Consider the following 18,235-nt stretch of genomic DNA (forward strand, 5'->3'; position numbering starts at 1 on the left):
ATGGATGTTGTCCGCAGACTTTGTTCCTGGAGATAATTTCCAGGAACAAAGTCTGCGGATTTTTTATTTTTTCTCTTCATGATATTCCTGTTCTGTGTTGATAGACCATATATTTGATTTGGTGACGATGCCATTTGAAATATTATCTACTGCCACCATGGCGGTGAGCATAGAGTGATCGGAGTTATTGTATTTGTGCATACCGTTGCGGCCAACGAGGAACAGGTTTTCGAAGGTATCTATATAACTTTTCAGTTCTTCAAAGCGGGCATAGGTGCCCCAATAGGCGGGGTATGTTTTTTCCATTCTGAGTACGGTGGCGTCCAGCACATCAGATTGTTGGGCCAGTCCTATTTTACAAAGTTCTGTGATGGCTGTTTGCCGGATTTGTTCGTCTGTCAGTTCCCAGAAATCATCTCCTTTATTGCAGAAGTATTCCATTCCCACCCAGGTAGTGTCGGGGTCTTTCACCATGTAGGGGCTCCAGTTGTTGAATAATTGCAACCGTCCTACTTTCACATCTTTTTCCTGGATGTAGATCCAGGTGTCTTTCAGTTCCAGTGGTTTGTGTTCGCCGGTTTTTTTATCCGCGAAGCTGAGGTTTTTTAACAGGATGCCAATGGTGATAAAGTCGCGGTAATGCAATCCTGCGGCGATTTCCCTAACATTGCCCGGTACATTTGCTTCCAGGTCGGCCACCAGTTCTTTGATGGGCATGGTAGAAAAGAAGTAGTCGCCCTCCAGCAGTACTACTTCGCCGGTGGTACGGTCCAGCGCTTCGATGGCGGTGATGTTATTACCGGAGGTATGGATCTTTTTTACATCGTGTTGCATGAGTACCGTGCCGCCTTTGTTGATCACCTGGTGGGCTACTTCTTCCCAAAGCTGGCCGGGACCATGTTTAGGGTACAGGAATTGTTCGATCAGGCTGGTTTCTACATTTTTTTGTTTCAGGTCTTTTGGCTTTCCTGCTTCGATAGCTGATTTTACCGCATGCGAAATTGCTTTACCGATGGAGATGCCTTTGATCCTTTGAGCGCCCCACTCTGCAGAAATGGCTTTGCAGGAAACGCCCCACACTTTTTCTGTATAGTCTTTGAAGAAGAGGTGATAAAGGGTGAGGCCAAAACGGTTTACCATGAAGTCTTCCAGCGACTTTTCATCTTTCCTGGGAAAGATCTGTGCCCACAGGTATGATACCATGATGCTGATGGTGGTGGAGAAGCCCAGTTTGCGGAGGGTATCTACTGACAGCTGAATAGGATAGGTAAAGAATTTATGCAGGAAGTAGATGCGTGACAGGCGTTTTCTGACCAGCATGATAAGGTCGGGGTCGGGAGCTACCAGGGTGTCGGTGTTACTGTTGTTGCGGGCCGCTTTTACTTCTTTTGTTTTTTGCTGATAGCTGATAGAGAATATTTCCGCGGCTTCTTTATCCAGCGGCATCATGTTCATCCACCAGTCCATTACACGGTCTGATTTGGAGAAGAAGCGGTGGCCTCCGATATCGATGCGGTTACCTTTGTAGTTGACCGTTTTGGAGATGCCGCCGATATCTGTGCTTTTCTCCAGTACAATAGGGAGGATACTGGTGCGCTGTAGTAGTTCATAGGCAGCAGTGAGCCCTGCAGGGCCAGCGCCAATGATGATAGCTTTCTTTTGCATGAGCGAATGAGGTTATTGAATAAATGGTTCTGAGGTGAGCTGTTGTGAATTACCTGTCGGAAATAACCTGCCGGAGAGGCATTCCCCGGGCAAAGAAATGGTGGAAGCTGTTTGTTAGTGGCATAGTAGAAAAATGGTTTTACGCCAGGTATTTCCGGGCAAGGGAAATACCTGTTTTTTTTGAGGGTGTATATTATATGGGTTAGCAGCAGATAATGAGGGCTGCCCGCACTATACAAGTATAGACGATGTTACTGAAATGCGACGGCAGCAATAAAGGTTAGCGGTTCAGAATTTCCATTTATAAAAATTTACGGGCGCGTGTTTTCCTTCGCTGATGGTAACATAGCCGCTGTTGTCGGGAAGGATGGAGATGCCTTCACCTTGTTTCTCAACTACGTAAGGCAGTTCTTTTGCAGGTTTTGACATGGCCTGTTCCACGCTTTCGTTGGTATTGCGGTGCCAGTAGTAAACGGTGGTGAGAGTTTTAATAACGATGTGATGCCCGTCTTTGGAAATATCGCCGGAGGTGATCCAGGTGTAGGGGAGTTTTATTAATTTCTCGAGGGTAGCTTTATCGCCGTCTTTGAAGAACAGCTGGCTGGTTTTATACAGGCTTATTTCTTTTTCTCTTTTGCTGAGGATATAAATTTGTTTGCTGATGGGATCAATCATGAGCGACTCTGCATCGCGGGGGCTGTTGGGGTAGTGCAGCGTGAGCACATCGGGGGTAACTTCCACATGTGCGGCAGGCAGTTTATCGGGTTCCTGGAACCGGTAAATGCGGATATGATTCCGGATGCCGGAGTTATCGCCGATATCGCCCACATATACATAGTGCTTGCCTTTTTCGGGTCCTATACCTTCCGCGATATCTTCCCAGTCGCGGTTCCCTGCATCGGTGAGTTTCACGGTGCTGATCAGCGCCGCTTTACTGTTGAGCAGGTATACTTCCGGTTTATTGCCACTGTCGTTATGCGTCCAGTAGCAGCCTTTCAGGGTGGAGCTGGAGGCGATGCCGGAGGCTTCTTTGATTTTGTCGGAAGACAGGGAGCCGAGCGCTACCGGGGCTACGGTTTGTGCCACGGTGGTGATGGAGGACAGGAGCATGAGTATATAGATGATGATATAACGCATGCGTTAAATTACGGAAAACTGGGGAATTATTGTGTGTATGCGGTGGGGTGGCTTCGCGGATACGGTGTATATACAGTATACACGCGGTGTACACGGATGGGAGGTGGACTTGAAGCGGATTTTGTCTTAACCAGGATTACGCTGATTATGTTGATTAGTTTTTTGATTGTGTTTTGTTTTTGATTTGATTTTGATGATTTTTTTTGATTGTTGGTAGTTGAATGGGGGATGTTTGGTTTTTTTTGGGGAGATGTGTTACAGGGGCGCATGGCGGCTCCATGGAACGATGGCTCCGGGGAATAAGGGGATATTTTTTTATTAATTGTTTTAGGCAGTGGGGGGATTCATTCCCGTTGCTGTTTATTGGCGGTGCGTAATGCCGGAGCGCCTGGTATTTTTGCTGGTTTGTATGGTAATACCTTCCTAATATCCGGTATTTGCTGTTTCCTTTTGGGAGTTTCTTTTTTAGTTTCCGGTGTGCCGGTGAAAAGGATATCTGCGGCCATAAAGCGGCGGTCCCTGGTGAGATCGGATCCTTTCCGGGCGGTTACCTGCAATACGACGAATAGTATGCCTTTTCCGGGGATGGAGGCATCCAGTTCCAGTCCATTGAAGGGCGCGTTGATATCCACTTTTATGGTGGTGGAATGCTGCCGGGTGATCCGCTGTTCCACGAAGCTGATTCGTGTAGCCACTACTGTTATCTCGAGGTGTGTAAGGGCGTCTTGCGGCGGTAATGTTTGGGCGGGTATTTTCAACCTCCCGTTTTGTATGACCGGCTGCAGGGGGAAGAACTTATCGATCCCCGTGTGTTTGTTGAACCGGAAGCCCTCTATGTGTTTCCACTGATCTTTTCCGGCGGTAATCAATGCTTTGTTGAGACGGTTCACGAGGGAGCCGTCGCGGTTGATTTCCAGTTGAGGCGTAATGGCCTGCCGGATAAGTTTTGCTTTCCTGCTGGCGATCCCGAAATTACGGGATGCCTGCCGCGTAGCGGCAGTTTGTTTTACAGTGACCGGCATGGTGCGTACAAAATAGCTCCCATTTCTCCGGTAACCGATCACATTATCCAACTTACCGGTGAATTGGAATAACCCAGATTGTTTTGCCATATCGATTTGTTTTTCTACTGAAAATACGAAGAAAAAGCGAAAAAGGAGCTTCCCCTGCTATTGACATTAAGAGATTAATATGCTATTTTGTATAGTATATCTTAACCAAAATCTAACCTCTATTCAATGAAAAAATTCTTCACTATCCTATTAGTGTACTGTACCTTTTCCTTATCCTCCATTGCGCAAACAGGTATTGTTACCGGTAAGGTAACAGGGGAAAAAGGTGAAAGCCTGCCCGGCGTGAGCGTACAGGTAAAGAACACTAATAAAGGCACCTCAACAGACACCGATGGCAATTTCCGGCTGGATGCCGGCAATACGGATGTAACACTGGTTTTCCGGCTGGTGGGCTATCTCACCACAGAAGTAAATACCGGCGGGAAGGGCAGCATTACCGTTACACTAAAACAGGACACCCGGAACCTGGACCAGGTGGTGGTTACTGCGTTGGGTATCTCCCGGAAAGAAAGAGCAGTAGGTTATTCTGTACAGGAAGTAAAAGGCAGCAACCTTACACTTACCAAAGAACAGAATGTGCTGGGCTCCCTGGCGGGTAAAATAGCCGGCGTGCAGGTAGTAGGTGCATCCGGCGCCAGTATGGGTGGTACGCAGAAAATAAAGCTCCGGGGAATTAACTCCATCAACGGGCAGGAAGAGCCGTTGATAGTAGTAGATGGAACGCCCATTTCCAATAATAACTTTGCCGGCAGAAACGGTCCGGATCTTGGAAACCTGGCGCAGGACATTAACCCCGAAGACATTGAGTCCGTGAATGTGCTGAAAGGCCCGGCAGCTTCCGCATTATATGGATTGAGGGGGCAGTATGGCGTGATACTGATCACCACCCGGCAAGGCGGCCGTAAGGGAAACAGAAAAGTGAACGTGGATGTTAACTCCGCTTTTTCTGTGGAAAAAGCCGGCAACTTTATGCCGTTGCAGAACATCTATGGCGCAGGCAGCAGCCAGCAATTCAGCACTATTACCGTGAACGGGCAGGAGCAGTTGGTGGCCTCCGGCACAGATGAAAGCTGGGGTCCGAAAATGGATGGAACACCGGTGAGACAAATGTATAGTTTCTATCCTGCTGATCCTGACTATGGTAAGCTGACGCCGTTTAGTGCGCATCCTGATAATATTAAGGATTATTTTGTAACGGGTACCACTTTTAATAACAACATCAGTATGTCTGGTGGTGGTGAAAATACTACTTTCCGGTTGTCGTTTAATCATACGGATATCAAGGGTATTGAGCCCAACACCTGGCTCAAAAGAAACAACCTGGGCTTCAATGGCTCGCTGAACCTGACGCCGAAATTAACTGTGACTACCAGCTTCAATTACGCCAACAATAAAGGCTTGCGCCCGGCCCAGGGATATTACCAGGGTTCGCGCAATTTTTATCAGTGGTTTGAGCGGTCGCTGGATATGAACCGGTTAAAGCAGTATAAATATCCTGATGGTACTTTTTATCACTGGAATCATGAAGATATTGATGATCCTGATTTCCTGAAGAAGCCGGGCAGCGACTGGAACAACCCTTATTTTGAAGCATACGAGAATCTTAATCACGATACGCGCGACCGCTTCTTTGGTAATGTGGGACTAAGCTATGATGTATTGCCGGGTCTGAAAGTAAGCGGGGCAGTGAGAGGTGATATGTATACGCAGAGTATTGATCAGCGCAAGGCTTACGGGGGCAGGGATATCAATGAATACTACGAAGCGAAATTTGAAAATAAGGAAATGAATTACGAACTATTGGCGCAGTATAATAAAACATTTGATAAGCTGAGTTTTAATGCCAACGTGGGTGGTAACCTGCTTACGCAGCGTTATAACGGCATCCAGGGAAGAACGCAGGGTGGTTTATCTGTTGTTAATTTCTATAATCTTTCCGCGTCCATCGACCGGCCGGATGTATCCAATTATCTTCGCAGGAAGGAAGTGCGCAGTGCGTTTGCAGCTGTTTCATTTGGTTATGATAACATTTATTACCTCGATGCCACGGTACGTAATGATATTTCTTCCGCCTTGCCGGCAGGCAATAATTCTTATTGGTACCCGTCTGTATCTTTTAGTATGGTATTTAGTGAGTTGCTACAATGGGAGCCGCTCTCCTATGGAAAGGTCCGTATCAGTTTAGCGAAAGCCGGATCAGACCTGGACCCTTACCAGATCTATGAGTCTTATATATTGGAAGCGCCGTATAAAGGACGTGACGATAATACCTACCTCCCCATGCACCTGCCTACCACGCTTAATAACCCGGCGATCCGGCCATCGCTGGGTAACTCCTTTGAAACAGGGTTGGACCTGAAGGTGCTGAAAAACCGTTTGGGGCTTGCATTTACTTATTATAACCAGCAGAATATTGACCAGGTGCTGAGCATACCTGTGTCGGGCGCTATTGGTTACGAGAATACAATCATTAATGCCGGTAAGATCCAGAATAAAGGCGTGGAGCTGAGTTTGACTGCCATACCTGTTCAAACAAAAGTGTTTAACTGGAATTCTACGCTGAATGTAAGCAGGAACAGGAGCCTGGTAAAGGAATTGTATCCCGGTATAAATACCCTGCAGCTGGATGTGAATACCTATTCGCGGGTGAGCGTTTACCTGAATGCGGATGTAAACGCTGCGTTTGGTACGCTGGTAGGGAATGCTTACCGGCGGGATGCTAAAACGGGCAAGATATTATTGGATGCGGCCAATTTACCGATGTTTGAAGAGAACCACAATTTTGGCAGCGTGGTACCGGATTTCACCGGCGGTTGGCTGAATAGTTTCCGTATTGGCCGGTTTGATGTATCGGCGATGATCGATTTCCAGTCGGGCGGAAAATTTTTCAGCTGGACAAAAATGCTGAGTGTTAAATCCGGTCAGGCAGAAGAAACAGCTGCCATTAATGATAAAGGAAAGAATGTGCGTGATCCGCTGGCAGATGGCGGCGGTGTGAAAGTAAATGGTATTTCCAGTGCAACTGGTGAGGAAGTAACTGCTTATGTAGACGCAAAATCGTATTACCGTACGGTGCTTGGCACATCGGTATATGAAGAATGGTTGTATGATGCCAGTTATATCAAGATGCGGGAACTCCGTGTAGGCTATACGTTTAGTCGTGAGGTACACCGGAAAATGCCTTTCAACAGTATTAATGTAGCGCTTATTGCACGTAATCCTTTTATGATTTACCAGCAGGCGCCGAAAGGGCTTGATCCTTCCGAGCTTTCCACCGGCCGGTCGTCTATCAGCTGGCTGGAAACAGGTCAGTTAGCCACCACCCGCTCGTTTGGCATTAATCTTAACATTTCGCTGTAAACCCAGACTACCATGAAGAAGCTATTATATATTGTTATCGTACTTGCGTTTACGTTAGTATCCTGCACCAAGTTTTCAGACAGTATTAACCGGAACCCGAATCTGCCGGATACTTTTTCCAATCCCAAGTTGCTTACCTATGCCATCCTGAGAATGGATACTACCATGGCCACTCCTTATGGGTTGTTGTATGTACAGCATCTCTCAGAAAAAGTGTATACAGATGCTTCCCGTTATATTAACATCTCCTTTGAATTTTCCAGCTTTTATGCGGACGCTTTGATGAACCTGAACAAGATCATTAAAACCGTTCACTTTAATGAAGATGAAGGGTCCGCTAATAACCAGAAAGCAGTAGCGAGGATACTCCGGGCTTATTTTTTCTGGTTCATCACAGACCGCTGGGGAGATGTGCCGTATAAAGAAGCATTACTGGGACGTGAAAAAATAGATCCTGCTTACGACAGCCAGAAAGATATTTATACAGATCTGTTTAAGGAATTAACCGAAGCCGCCGCCCAGCTGGAAGACAGTAAAACCGCAGCAGCAGGCGATGTGCTATATTATGGTGATATCAGTAAATGGAAACGCCTGGCAGGCACCCTGCATGCACTCATGGCACTGCGGCTATCGAAAGTAGATCCTGCCTGGGGCAAGCGTGAATTTGCGGCAGCGCTGAGCGATGGTATTTTTACCAGCAATGACGACAACGCTATTTCACAGCACCTGGGAGAAGCAGCTTACCAGAACTATTGGTATTACGTGTATTCTGTGCAGGGCCGCAGATGGTATTGCATCAGTAAGCCACTGGTAGATTACATGAAGCCGCTGGGCGATCCCCGTTTGAAAGTATATGCAGGCACCACCGGCAGCGGCGATTATGTGGGCATGCCTTACGGCCTCCAGGGAAACGAGGCGCAGAATATACCAGCGGGCAGTGTGTCTTTCCAGGGCACAGCTATCCGCAAACAGGATGCTACGGTTTATTTGGTGACCTATGCGCAGGCGCTGTTTGCCCGTGCAGAAGCAGCGAAGCTGGGATGGATCCCCGGCGGCGATGCCGCTGCATTGCTGGATTACAATGCCGCTGTTACCGCCTCCATTAATCAATGGACGGGCTCTTCCACCGGTGTTGCTGCTTATCTCGCACGCCCGGAAGTAGCTTATAATCCCGCTACCGCCATTAAACAGATTGCGTACCAGCGTTGGGTGCATTTGTATATGAATGGCTATGAAGCATGGGCAGAGTGGCGAAGAACAGGCTATCCTGCGCTGACGCCTGCGCCGGATAATAATAACACGCCTATTCCACGGAGACAGGGCTACCCGCTTTCCGAGCACAATGTGAATACCAAGCATGTGGAAGATGCTATTGCCGCGCAGCCGGGGTTGCATGGCAAGGATGATTTGACGGGGAGAGTATGGTGGGATGTGGAGAGGTAGGGGAGAGTGGTTTGGGCGGGGTACTGGTTAATTGCCGCAAATTATGCGGTGATTAACCAGGCATTTGCGGATAATAATACGTATATTCACCGCAAAATAAGCGGTGAATAATGTATATACACAATAGAAATACCTGGCCGGAGTTCAAATGGGATCAGGGCAAGCTTATTGCCCTGCTGGCGAAAGTGCGTTTCCGGCAGGGAAAAATATTGGGTTATATGGAGAGTCTGGGCTTTGATCTGCAAACAGAGGCGTCTCTTGAAACCATTACCCTCGACGTATTAAAATCCAGCGAAATTGAAGGAGAAATACTTGATACGGAGCAGGTGAGGTCGTCTATTGCTAAAAGACTGGGAATTGATATTGCCAGTCCGGTTCACATTGATCGCGATGTGGAGGGAGTGGTGGAAATGATGATGGATGCGGTACAGAAGTATCAGGACAAACTTACTAAAGAAAGACTATTTAGCTGGCATGCTGCGCTTTTCCCTACGGGCAGAACCGGCATGAGAAAGATTGTTACCGGCGCCTGGAGAAATAATCCGGACACAGCCCCGATGCAGGTGGTTTCAGGTCCTTACGGAAAGGAAAAGGTCCACTACGAGGCGCCTTCCTCCCGCAGACTGCCTGCAGAAATGAAAGTATTCCTTCAATGGTTTAACGGAAATGATCACTATGATCCAATCATAAAAGCGGCGTTAGCCCATTTATGGTTTGTTATCCTGCATCCTTTTGATGATGGTAATGGCCGTATAGCAAGAGCTATCACGGATATGCAATTGGCGCGTGCAGATGATAACAGTCAGCGGTTTTATAGCATGTCGGCCCAGATCAGAAAGGAAAGGAATGCCTATTATGCCATATTGGAAAAAACACAAAAGGGAAATCTGGATATAACCGCGTGGCTGGAATGGTTCCTCGATTGTTTATATCGTGCAATGATGGCTACAGATGAAATTTTGACCAATGTTATCAATAAGGCCAGGTTTTGGGAAAGGTATAAAGACAATGAATTTAACGGACGTCAAAAAATGATGTTGTTGAAAATGCTGGATGGTTTTGATGGAAAGCTTACTTCTTCCAATTGGGCAAAGATTGCTAAATGCTCCTCGGACACTGCGATCAGGGATATTAATGACCTGATCGAAAAGGGTGTATTGGTAAAAGAGGCTGGCGGTGGAAGAAGCACCAGTTATGTGTTGGGTTGATTGGTATGACTTTAAAGTAGCTATTATAGTATAGGAGATATTGTTAGTAATAGCCATGTTTTCAGAGATAAAAGAATAGGGTTTCTCATTATTAGAAACCCTATTCTTTTGGAATTTGGTGATGAGTGCATGTTATGCACCTGTATCAATGTCTGTGGGATTGATGCTCATGATTGAATTGGTTTTGTTGGTTAAAAATAAGGATAGGCATTTATGCGCCCGCTTCGATATCTGCTTGGTCAACGTTCATGACTGGATTTATTTTGTTGATTAAAACTAGGGTTCTTTTTAAAGAATCAGAATGTACCCTCGTTTGAAATAGATGATGCTTTAACGGAACTGCTATTGAAGACGGTTTTAATGTTCTGGAATAATTAGATACTTGTTTTGTAAACATGTTGGAAATATGATTCGAGATTTATAACGTGTTTGTACTTGTTATAACGAAGTTATGGGTGAACATGAGCAGATTATTCTTCTTTTAGTAAATGGAAAATGATTAACAAATAATGTTTAAAAGGAATCGTAAAAATTTAAATTTTAAAGCTCAATTTTCGGTATATTTGTGGCCATGACTACTACTTCTTATCATATTATTCGCAGAGCCTTAATTGATCAAAGGAATCTTGTTGCTCAATCTCCGGAGGAAGCAACAAAATTAATTGATGATTTAGGCATTCGGAATATTCTGATTATAGACGGAGATGGTAATAAAACAACAAAACCTGTAGCAAAAAAAGCTGCCACTAAAAAGAAAGCTGCTACCAAGTAATTCTCTTCCACACTTTTACTTTCTACACGTTAATTTCCCTGCTTAATGGCAACGTCAGAATTATTATATTCTTCTGATCCCGGATTAATTATTGGTTTTCATGGTTGCGATCAAGATATACGGGATCGGATCGTTATGCACCAGACCATGCTGAAATCAAGCAGGAACAAATGGGATTGGTTGGGTGACGGGATGTATTTCTGGCAAAATAATTATGAACGAGCATTCTACTTCGCCAAAAGTCCGCCACCGAATGTAAAGATCAAAACCCCAGCTGTTTTGGGTGCAGTATTTAGCTTAGGCAATTGCCTGGATCTCTCAGACCAACGATTTATTGATCTGGTCAAGCTTTCATATGATAGTTTGAAACAATCTGCAACCAGTGAAGGTACAAAGCTACCCGTTAACAAAAACTCTGTCGGCGACGAAAGTTCAGCAGATAAAGTAGTTAGAGCTCTTGATTGTGCTGTCATAAAGAATGTTCATAAAATTACTGCCCAAACAAAGCAACCTGCTTTTGATACAGTAAGGGGCATCTTCATTGAAGGGAGTACCCTTTATGATGGTGCGGGATTCAACGATAAAACACATGTTCAGATATGTATAAGGAATCCAAATTGCATAAAAGGCTTCTTTATTCCGCGCAAACAGGTAAGTTGGTCTTAGACCTTTGCAATATCAGCGCGAACGAAATAGAGACAATGAGTTAAAGAATCCGATGAGTAATCTGACATGGAGGCCTCATCTTTGGCAGCATCTGATAGTATCACATGATACTATCACCTCCCTCTTTCCCCAATAAAAAAAGGTCCGCTATCATAGCGGACCTTTTTGTTGCCTGACCTGGATTCGAACCAAGACAAACAGAGTCAGAGTCTGTCGTACTACCGTTATACTATCAGGCAATAGCAAATCAGGACCGCGAAATTATGACATTTCTGATAATTACCAAATTTTTAATCCTTTTTTCTCAAAAAAAGATCCTTAAAGCGCTGAAAATCATATACTGACGCGCCAATTCAGTGGCTTCTTTTATACTTGTAGCTATAAGTCAAATCCCTCAAAACAGGCTATGTTATTACTATCTCCCCGGTCCCTTGTTGCCCCTGCTCCCGGTTTCGGCGCCTTTGTATTTGCCAGCCGGCGTAATGGCCTGCTCCTGGCAGCTGCTGTTATTATTGCGGTAATCAAGATGGTAGTATTCAAACATTTTTTCCCGTACATAGATTTTACATCAGATACCGGTTCTTATATGGAAACGGCCCTGCAGAACAGGAATTATAATCTCTGGCCAATAGGATATTCCAAATTCCTTTGGTTGTTTCACCAGTTTTCCCGCTCAGAAACGATGCTCACCGTGGTGCAGTTTGTATTGCTGGAAACCAGTGCTTTTTTCTTCTATTTCAGTGTATGTTATATTTTTAATCCACAGAGCTATTTCAGGTATGGCTTTTATGCTTTCCTGCTTATTAATCCCTTGTTCCCTTTCCTGAGCAATTATTTTATTTCAGATGCGCTGTTCCTTTCGCTCGGACTTACCTGGATTACTTTGTTGCTGTGGATTCTGCATAAGCCCACTACGTTGTTACTGGTATTTCACGGGCTGCTGTTGGGATACGCGTTTACCGTGCGCTATAATGCCATGTTTTACCCGTTGGTGGCGCTGATCCCGATTTTATTATCTGCTTACCGGTCGTGGCAGAAAGTGGTGGCTGTTTTATTGCCGGTAATGCTGATCGTTTCGTTTGTGCTGTTTACCCGTCAGAAAACAGCGGAGCATTCCGGGGTGAAAATATTTTCGGCTTTCAGCGGCTGGCAGATCATGAATAACGCGATGTATATGATGCAGTATGTGCCGCTGGATTCTGTGGGCGTGCCGCCACAGTTTGCCAAAACACATAAGGCGGTATATCACTACATGATGGCGCTGAAGAAGCTGCCGAGGAAAATAGTGGTGTCAGACGGATCGTATTTTATGTGGGATATGAACGGGCCGCAGAAGGGATTGCTGAGAGATTATGGGCTGGAGCATACCGGTAAGGATGTATATGCCGGCTGGTGTGGCGTGGCGCCTTTGTGCAGTGATTATGGGAATTACATGATCCGGAAGTATCCCTGGGATTTTGCCCGCTATTATTTGCTGGGCAATGCAAAGCTTTATTTGTTGCCGGAACTGGAAGTGCTGGGCGGATATAACCGGCCTGTTATTAACCTGGTGAATAAAGAGGTAGCCACTTTTTTTAAAGAGGGGGATAAGCCTAAACCGGAAGGTAAATACAATAACTGGCAAAGTACGCTGATGTCGCTGTTCCCTTCTTTGATCGTGATTTGTCATTTGTTGTTTATAGAAGAAACGATCCGCTATCTTATTAAAAAAGGTATCCGGAAAACCAGCCGTAAATTTAATATTGCGCTGTTGTTGTGCTGGGCTTTCATCGGGCTGAATTTTGCATTCAGCGTTTTTGCCGCGCCTATTGTATTGCGGTACCAGGTATTGCTGATCGTGTTGCTGCTGGGGTATACCCTGCTGCTCACGGAAATAACAGATGCGCCACATGTGTCGCAGGCAGAAGCCGAAGCGGAAGAAGAACGGGTGATGCTGGGCATTTAGCAGGATGTAGGGTGCCCGGAAAATATGAATTATATATTTGTATCTTTATCCGGGCTGTTACAAACTGCATTCATGCACTGCGAATGAAAAGACTGATCATTATTTTACTCATCTTGTTTTGGGGGGAATATATTTTTGCCCAAAGTTCTCCCTGCTGGTTGCGCTATCCTTCTCTTTCTCCTGATGGAAAAACAATTGTATTTACTTATAAAGGCGATTTATACACCGTTGCTGCCAGGGGCGGCACTGCTGTACAGTTAACAGCTAACCCCGCGGAAGAGTGGATGCCTGTATGGAGCCATAACAGCAGCAGTATTGCTTTTGCATCTGACCGTTATGGTAATGCCGATATTTTCCTGGTACCCGCAAAAGGAGGAACTGAAAAGCAACTCACCTTTCATTCGGCAGAGGAGTATCCCTATGATTTTAGTGAAGATGATCAGCAGGTGATTTTTGGTGGGGTGAGAATGGATGCAGTAAACAGCCGGCAGTTTCCTTCAGACGCGCAGCCTGAGCTATATCGTGTATCCGTAAACGGTGGACGGATAACCCAGCTACTGGGCGTTCCTGCGGAAGATGCAAAGCTCAACGGTCCATTCATTGTTTATCACGATAAGAAGAACCGGGAGAATCCCTGGCGGAAGCACCAGGTATCTGCTGCGGCGAGGGATATATGGTTGTATGACACGCAAAACGATACGTATAAACAATTGACAGACTTTAGCGCGGAAGACAGGTCACCGGTGTTTACCGACAAAGGGAAATCCATTTGTTATTTGAGTGAAGAAAGTGGCAGTTTTAATGTGCACCGTTTGTGGCCCGGTCGTCCGGGCGCATCAGAACAACTGACAACATTTAAGCAATTCCCCATCCGTTTTTTGAGCGCATCCCGCAATGGCGCACTGTGCTTCGGTTTTAACGGAGATATTTATTTACAGGCGCCGGGGGCCGCGCCCAAAAAAGTAAACATACATCTTACCAGCCGGGTTACGGAAAATACAACCGTAGTGCCGGTAGCGGATCATATTAAATACGGGGTGGTTTCACCGTCCGGTAAGGACATCGCGTTTATTTTCCGGGGAGATGTATTTTCCGCCGGCATGGAACATGGCGTTATCCGGCAATGGACGCATACTCCCGGGGAGGAAGCGGACCTGAGCTTTTCACCGGATGGCACCAAACTGTTGTATGCCAGTGAAAGCAGCCATGGCTGGCAGCTTTGCGAGATGGATCTGCTGCATGGAAAGGAAACCGTGTTGCTGGCCAACGGCGAAGAAAACTACCAGCCCTTGTATTCTCCCGATGGAAAAGAAGTAGCTTATATCGAAAACAGAGTAACGTTAAAAATATATAACATCGCTTCGGGAAAGAGTCGCCGTATTGCGTCGTTGTTCAGTCGCAGGGATCATGATCAGTATTTCCGCTGGAGTCCTGATGCCCGGTATCTCCTGCTTCAATATAACCAGCCGGGCGCGGGCAACCAGGAAGTTGGCCTGGTGGCAGCCGATGGTAGTGGTAGCGTACAAAATATTACGCAAAGCGGTTTTTCCGATGAAGCGCCACAATGGGCAACGGACGGAAAGATGATGATCTGGAAAAGCGACCGGAACGGGCTGCGGGGTTTTTCCACGAGCAGCAGCCGGCAACAGGACGTATATGCGTTACCGTTTTCCGGCGGCAGTTTTAAAGACGCAGAACAGATTATAAAACTAACGCCATCGGCCGGTATGCTGGGAGATGTATTACTCAGTAAAAGCGGCAACAAATTATATTACCTGGTAAAAGCCGGTGCGGCTTACCAGTTGTGGATAACAGATATTCCCACCAAAACGTCCACGATGCCTTTGTCGGTGAAGGCAGAAGATTGCTCACTGCAATGGGACGCTGCGCAACAACAACTTTTCCTGTTGGCAGACGCCCGCATCCTGCAATTGGATACCACAGGGCAAAAGCAGCATAGCATTACCATTAACGGTTCCATGAAAACAGACCTGGCTGCAGAGAGGAAGGCGATGTTTTACCATATCTGGCGAAGAACAAAGGAAGCGTTTTATACCGCTGGTTATCATGGCGCCGACTGGGAAGCGTATGGCCGGAATTATGAAAAGTTCCTGCCGCATATTGCCAACAACTTTGAACTGGCAGAAATGGTGAGTGAAATGCTGGGTGAGCTGAATGTAAGTCACAGTGGCGCAACGGGCAGCCATGTGGTGGAAGAAAAGGAAGAAACAGCTTCCCTGGGTATTTGTTACGATGTATCTTACCGTGGCGCCGGTGTGAAAATAAGTGAAATACTTCCTGGTGGTCCGCTGGATCAGGAAGCATTTAATCTGAAGCCGGGCATGTTTATTACGGCCGTAGATGGTGAGGAGATTATGGCAGATAAAGATCTTTCCCAATACCTTAATCGCCGGGCGGGTAAAAATACCCGGCTGAGTATTGATGATGGTGGCCAGCGACGGGATATAGTGGTGACGCCGGTTACGCCGGAAGCAGAAAACGACCTCCTGTATAAAAGATGGGTAAAACGTAACCGTGACGAAGTAACGCGCCTCAGCAACGGGCAGTTGGGATATGTACATTTATACCGGATGAACGACGCCGCCTACCGCAATGCTTACAGCGAAATAATGGGCAGGTACGCCGGTTGTAAAGGCATTGTGGTGGATACCCGTTTTAACCGGGGAGGTGATCTGGCTTCAGACCTGGGCATGATGCTGAGTGGAACGGAGGTCAGGACAAATACAACAGACACGCAGGTGGAAAGCATGGAACCTGGCTTCCGCTGGACAAAGCCGTCGGTGGTGATTGCCAACGAAGCCAACTATAGCGATGGCAGCTGTTTTGTGTTCGATTATCAGTATCTCCATATGGGTAAACTGATAGGGATGCCGGTGCCTGGCAGCTGTACCTTCATGACCGGGGAAACATTGCCCGATGGCAACCTCCATTGGAGCGTGCCTTCACTGGGTGTGAAAAGCCGGGAGGGCTATTACCTGGAAAATCATCAAACGGAACCGGATATACGTGTAAGGAATGCGCCTGAAGAAATAATTAAGGGAAGAGATCAGCAACTGGAAGCAGCCATCAGGGAATTGATGAAGGAAACTGCTCCATCAACATTATAACGACCTGCATTTTATGTCTTATGAAGAAGACAATAATATTCATTGGGAGCGCCTGAGAAACGGCGATAAGCAGGCGTTGTTTGCACTGTATAATAATACCTATTCTCATCTGCTGAGGTTTGGATTGAAAATTTGCGGCAGCGACGAACTGGTAAAGGACTGTATCACGCAACTATTTTTGCAGCTGTGGACCCGGCATCAAAGTCTGCGCCCGGTAACCAACGTGCCGGCCTATTTATTTACCGCCCTGAAAAGACAGCTACTGGATCAGTTGGCGTACCAGTCGAAGATCCATGCAGCTATTCACCGGATGACCGATAAGGAAGCGGAGCGCGAATTATCTTATGAAGAAATTATTATCCAGGTACAACAGGACGAAGAATTAAAGCAGCGGCTGCAACAGGCGCTGAAAGCGCTCACTCCGCGACAGATAGAGCTGATACGGCTTAAGTTTTTTGAAGGATTGTCGTACGAACAGATTGCTGCACAAACTTCGCAAACGGTGAAAACGGCTTACAATACCATTTATGATGCCATCAAAGCATTAAGGAAAATGCTGAAATAAGCCCGGCTTCCCCATCTCCCGAAAAAAAATTTATAAAACCTTTAGGAAAAACGATTGATTTTGCCGTCTGTATAGTTAAAGGCATTATCTACATGAATTTCCAGGATTTCGAAGCCGCCGACTTTGCATGTGATGAATCTTTTCAGCGCTATTGCCTGGAAGAGAATGACAGCGATATTTTATTTTGGGAGAGCTGGATAACCCGCCATCCTGAAAAGAAGGCTGCTGTACTGGAAGCCCGGTATATGATTGAGGTATTGTCGGCCCGGCAGGGTAACCGCCTGGAGCAGCTGAAACACCTGAAAGATGGTATTTCACAGTATGATCTGCTCCATTCGGCCCTGGAAGAGCCTTCCCGACAAAATACCCCTGCTCCTGCCAGGAAAACCGGTTCATTATTTAAATATGCCGCAGCATTGGGGGGGATCCTGCTACTGGCCGGCGCCATTTACCTGTTCAGCCGTAACAACACCGTTACTGATATCAGCTCCCCCAAAACAAGCATGGTTGTTATCAATGCCGGCAATGATCCCCGCAAAACCGTGGTGCTGCCGGATGGCTCTTCCATTATTTTACGGAAGAACAGTACCGTGGAACTGGCGGCGGGATTTAATGAGGTCAACAGGAAGTTGACCCTTACAGGCGAGGCTTTTTTTGATGTAACGCAACATGCGCAGTATCCTTTCATTGTACATACTGCCGCTTTTGATATTAAAGTACTGGGCACCGTTTTTAACGTAAGTGCCTATGCCGGCAGCCATCAGTCGGAAACCGCTTTGTTTAAAGGCAAGGTGGAGGTTACGCTGGCCAATAAGCCCGAAGAAAAGATCATACTACAACCAAACCAGAAGCTAACGATGAATGTTACCGGGCTGCCGGCGCCGGTCAATCCTTTTAAAGTAATGCCGCTGGATGCAGATCCGGTAAATCATAAAGCCAGGGAAATAGCCTGGGTGAGAAACCGGCTGGAAATTGAAAATGAGCCGCTGGAAGTGATAGCGGGCAAGCTGGAAAAATGGTATGGCATCCGGGTCACCTTTGCGGATGAAGAAGTAAAGCATTACCGGTATTCCGGCACCTTTGAAAGTGAAACGATCCTGAAAGCACTGGATGCCCTGCAGTTATCTTATCCATTCAGTTTTAAAATGGTAAACGGTCAGATTATCATCAGTAAATAAATAATTATACATCAACCAAATAAAGAAAGGGGAAGTGCTGGAACACTTCCCCCGGAATTAGGCTAGAAAATGTCCTGAATGATCATTAACTAAAC

12 protein-coding genes and 1 tRNA gene are annotated in these 18,235 nt (G+C 46.3%); 9 read left to right on the top strand and 4 right to left on the bottom strand.

All coding sequences use genetic code 11. The features are described 5' to 3' along the window. Positions 1 to 63 precede the first annotated feature (63 nt). The 3 genes from AB6805_RS25275 to AB6805_RS25285 form a co-directional block, all read right to left on the bottom strand. On the bottom strand, positions 64 to 1,665 hold the full coding sequence (locus AB6805_RS25275) for an NAD(P)/FAD-dependent oxidoreductase (protein WP_370912230.1): 1,602 nt from the start codon (positions 1,663 to 1,665) through the stop codon (positions 64 to 66). A gap of 288 nt (positions 1,666 to 1,953) precedes the next feature. After that, positions 1,954 to 2,802 (bottom strand): hypothetical protein, encoded by an 849-nt coding sequence (locus tag AB6805_RS25280; protein WP_370912231.1) that lies wholly within the window; start codon positions 2,800 to 2,802, stop codon positions 1,954 to 1,956. Positions 2,803 to 3,146: 344 nt separating this feature from the next. Continuing rightward, the gene (locus AB6805_RS25285) at positions 3,147 to 3,914 is read right to left on the bottom strand and encodes a hypothetical protein (RefSeq protein WP_370912232.1); all 768 of its coding nucleotides are present in this window, start codon (positions 3,912 to 3,914) and stop codon (positions 3,147 to 3,149) included. 126 nt (positions 3,915 to 4,040) lie between these two features. On the opposite strand from AB6805_RS25285, the gene AB6805_RS25290 reads away from it, so the two are divergent. The 5 genes from AB6805_RS25290 (at position 4,041) to AB6805_RS25310 (ending at position 11,324) form a co-directional block, all read left to right on the top strand. After that, on the top strand, positions 4,041 to 7,235 hold the full coding sequence (locus AB6805_RS25290) for a SusC/RagA family TonB-linked outer membrane protein (protein WP_370912233.1): 3,195 nt from the start codon (positions 4,041 to 4,043) through the stop codon (positions 7,233 to 7,235). A 12-nt stretch (positions 7,236 to 7,247) separates the two neighbouring features. Then, positions 7,248 to 8,678: a SusD/RagB family nutrient-binding outer membrane lipoprotein gene (locus AB6805_RS25295; RefSeq protein ID WP_370912234.1), complete on the top strand. Its 1,431-nt coding sequence runs from the start codon at positions 7,248 to 7,250 to the stop codon at positions 8,676 to 8,678. 110 nt (positions 8,679 to 8,788) lie between these two features. Then, a complete protein-coding gene (locus AB6805_RS25300) occupies positions 8,789 to 9,886 on the top strand; it encodes a Fic family protein (RefSeq protein WP_370912235.1) in 1,098 nt (365 codons plus the stop codon). 571 nt (positions 9,887 to 10,457) lie between these two features. Continuing rightward, positions 10,458 to 10,658, top strand: coding sequence for a hypothetical protein (locus AB6805_RS25305; protein WP_370912236.1), 201 nt, complete (start codon positions 10,458 to 10,460; stop codon positions 10,656 to 10,658). A gap of 45 nt (positions 10,659 to 10,703) precedes the next feature. Next, positions 10,704 to 11,324, top strand: a complete 621-nt coding sequence (locus AB6805_RS25310) for a hypothetical protein (protein ID WP_370912237.1) — start codon at positions 10,704 to 10,706, stop codon at positions 11,322 to 11,324. Positions 11,325 to 11,492: 168 nt separating this feature from the next. On the opposite strand, the gene AB6805_RS25315 is transcribed toward AB6805_RS25310, so the two are convergent. Beyond that, positions 11,493 to 11,563 (bottom strand) — tRNA-Gln (locus tag AB6805_RS25315). Positions 11,564 to 11,730: 167 nt separating this feature from the next. On the opposite strand from AB6805_RS25315, the gene AB6805_RS25320 reads away from it, so the two are divergent. The 4 genes from AB6805_RS25320 (at position 11,731) to AB6805_RS25335 (ending at position 18,140) form a co-directional block, all read left to right on the top strand. Further along, positions 11,731 to 13,269, top strand: a complete 1,539-nt coding sequence (locus AB6805_RS25320; RefSeq protein ID WP_370912238.1) for a hypothetical protein — start codon at positions 11,731 to 11,733, stop codon at positions 13,267 to 13,269. A gap of 83 nt (positions 13,270 to 13,352) precedes the next feature. Continuing rightward, positions 13,353 to 16,397 (top strand): S41 family peptidase, encoded by a 3,045-nt coding sequence (locus AB6805_RS25325; protein ID WP_370912239.1) that lies wholly within the window; start codon positions 13,353 to 13,355, stop codon positions 16,395 to 16,397. Positions 16,398 to 16,410: 13 nt separating this feature from the next. Beyond that, on the top strand, positions 16,411 to 16,962 hold the full coding sequence (locus tag AB6805_RS25330) for an RNA polymerase sigma factor (RefSeq protein WP_370912240.1): 552 nt from the start codon (positions 16,411 to 16,413) through the stop codon (positions 16,960 to 16,962). 92 nt (positions 16,963 to 17,054) lie between these two features. Further along, positions 17,055 to 18,140 carry a FecR family protein gene (locus AB6805_RS25335; protein WP_370912241.1) on the top strand — a complete coding sequence of 362 codons (1,086 nt, stop codon included), beginning with the start codon at positions 17,055 to 17,057 and terminating at the stop codon, positions 18,138 to 18,140. Positions 18,141 to 18,235: the final 95 nt, after the last annotated feature.

The sequence above is a fragment of the Chitinophaga sp. RCC_12 genome, from assembly GCF_041360695.1.
Taxonomy (GTDB): Bacteria; Bacteroidota; Bacteroidia; order Chitinophagales; family Chitinophagaceae; genus Chitinophaga.